Annotated in this window: 2 protein-coding genes; both read right to left on the reverse strand. The window is 57.2% G+C overall.

The genetic code is table 11. From position 1 onward, the window contains the following. Nucleotides 1–200: 200 nt before the first annotated feature. Nucleotides 201–1,067: a DUF3037 domain-containing protein gene (locus ACESMD_RS12250; protein WP_372613556.1), complete on the reverse strand. Its 867-nt coding sequence runs from the start codon at nt 1,065–1,067 to the stop codon at nt 201–203. Beyond that, nucleotides 1,064–1,798: a HipA family kinase gene (locus ACESMD_RS12255; protein WP_372613558.1), complete on the reverse strand. Its 735-nt coding sequence runs from the start codon at nt 1,796–1,798 to the stop codon at nt 1,064–1,066. The genes ACESMD_RS12250 and ACESMD_RS12255 overlap by 4 nt, the downstream gene beginning before the upstream one ends. Between the last annotated feature and the right edge of the window lie 368 nt (nt 1,799–2,166).

Genomic DNA, 2,166 nt, shown 5'->3' on the forward strand with positions numbered 1-2,166 from the left:
AATCCCGTGTAAATATCCACAAAATCAAGATATTTGATCTGCTTCTCGATGTTCGGTTCCAGCGTCAGCAGGCCTTCTATCGCCTTGGCATAAATGTCAACTTTCTGCTTCAGCGTCCATTGCATGTTCGGTAGGTTCAAGGGGCAAGGGGCAAGGAAAAGCGCCAAGCGGCCAAGGGCTCTTCGGGCGAAACATAAGGCTCAATGAACATCCGCACCGATCGGTGGGTGAACCGCTCCGGCGAATTCCAGCACTGCTTCTTTCTTCGCCAGCGGCAGTACGCTGACCCCGGTCGCTTGCAGCAGCTCTACGGCATGGTGATAGGCCTCGCCACGACGGCTGTGGTCGTCAGGCCCTTCCACGGCCAACAGCACACGACGGGGCAGTTGGTAACGTCGTTTCAGTTCGTTGATGCGGAACTGCCACTTACCACCATGCTCGACGATGTGACTGGAGTTCTGCTGGCCCAGGTTGAGCGGCTTGATGGCGCTTAGGACCTCATCTTGTTGCCTTTCCACAAAGGGGAAGTTGACGTGATATTCATCATTACCCAGTTTCTCCGGGATGAAGCGCTCACCGATCCTGGCTTGGTAGAACAAGCGACGAAGCTGGCTTTCCAGCACGGTCTCGCGATATTGCTTAGTCGCGAAACTGTGCTCGACATAGTGGCCAAACAGCTCATTTAGTGTCTCTTCCGGCTTTTCAGCCAACACTACCCGCGCTTCGCTGAAGCGCAGCATGGTTTCACGGGGGCGGGTGAGTTCCGTGAACAACTGTTTGGCGAAGGTTTCGTCGTTATGCTTGTAGCGCCGATCAAACCCATTTTCCTTGAGCAGTGCGTGAACGCGCTCCAGTTCATCCTTGATGGCGGTAATGGCGGAACGGTACAGCCGCCCCTCCAGGTCCTTGAAGAACTGGGTCAGCCGAGCATAACGCCGGGTTTCCAGCTTGAAGCCGAAATAGCGGCTGCGCGGAGAGATCATCACCACGCCCACGTTGGCAAATTCACCGGTTTCCACGTAGGGCATGAAACGTACGATCACGTACTGGCACGCTATGCGTTTCATTGCCACCTCCAGAATTCGTCGCGATTCACCTGGGACAGCCCCTCGCGAATCATGTCAACATCAAAATTGACCTTGGTAATCAGCTCTTCATCCAGGTACCACCACTCTTCCGGTAGCAGGTCGAGGATACTGTCCCAATGCCGCAATGCCGCGATCATGGCATCTGCCAGCTCGTGCTTTCGCTGTAAATCCCGCTGAATAACGGCAGCCTGAGCGCAAAACACGTGCTGAGTCAGAAAATCGCCCAGATCAAAGGCCGGATCGAATGCCTGGTTGTGGTCGATCACCACCAGCTCTCCAGCCCACTCATCCCAGAAGAGGTTCGGATTGCCTCCCTTGGCTGTCAGTATGCGGTCTGCGTTGCGGATCCACCAGTCGAAGGCCAATACCCGCTGCTGCAGCTCGCTCGGCACCTCAGCCACGCGTCCGTAACTCAGTTCCGAAACACCGCACTCTCGGGAGCCAAAGGCGGGACCGGCTCCCAGGTCCTCGAGATCCAGGGCAGAATCTAACTCCATCAACTCTTCGGGGACATGCACGATCTCGAAAGGCGCCACTGGAAGGTCGGCCTCCATCGCCAGCGAGCCGGCAATCCACTCACATAGCTGGCTGCGGCGCCCAGCGCCTACCCCTTTCACGAAGTAGACATGGCCGTCATCACCACGACAGATGAATGGCCGCGTCATGCCTTGGGTGGAGCGGCGCATCACTTCAATGATTTCAACTGCCACCTGGCGCTAACTCCCTACTCTTCACCTCACCCCTCACTTCTCATAACTCATGCTCCGCCAGTGCCCAGGCGACGCCTCAGGGAAAACGCATGAAAACCATTACACCGCGAGAATGTCTGCCAGATAGGTCTCCTCCAGTACGATTTGCTTCTGTTTTCGCCGGATTCCGCCCTTGAAACGCCTCTCCCCTTATCTCTGGGCGTCTGCAGGCGCCAGTCGCGCAACTGGAGCTGCTCTTGACCTTGTGGGAGGGAGCTTCAGCTCGCGATGCAGCGCGACGCGCTGCCGGTATCAGGCGCCTGGCGGCGCCATCGCCCGGCGGAGCCGGCCTCCCACGAAAACCTGTTCAGTGCTTAATGCTGCGCGGC

Origin of the sequence: Halomonas sp., assembly GCF_041689495.1 — a bacterium.
Lineage (GTDB): Bacteria > Pseudomonadota > Gammaproteobacteria > Pseudomonadales > Halomonadaceae > Halomonas.

Bases quoted from the DNA above. Each gene is read 5' to 3' on its own strand.
- ACESMD_RS12250 (WP_372613556.1), bottom strand. From the start codon at position 1,067: ATGAAACGCATAGCGTGCCAGTACGTGATCGTACGTTTCATGCCCTAC.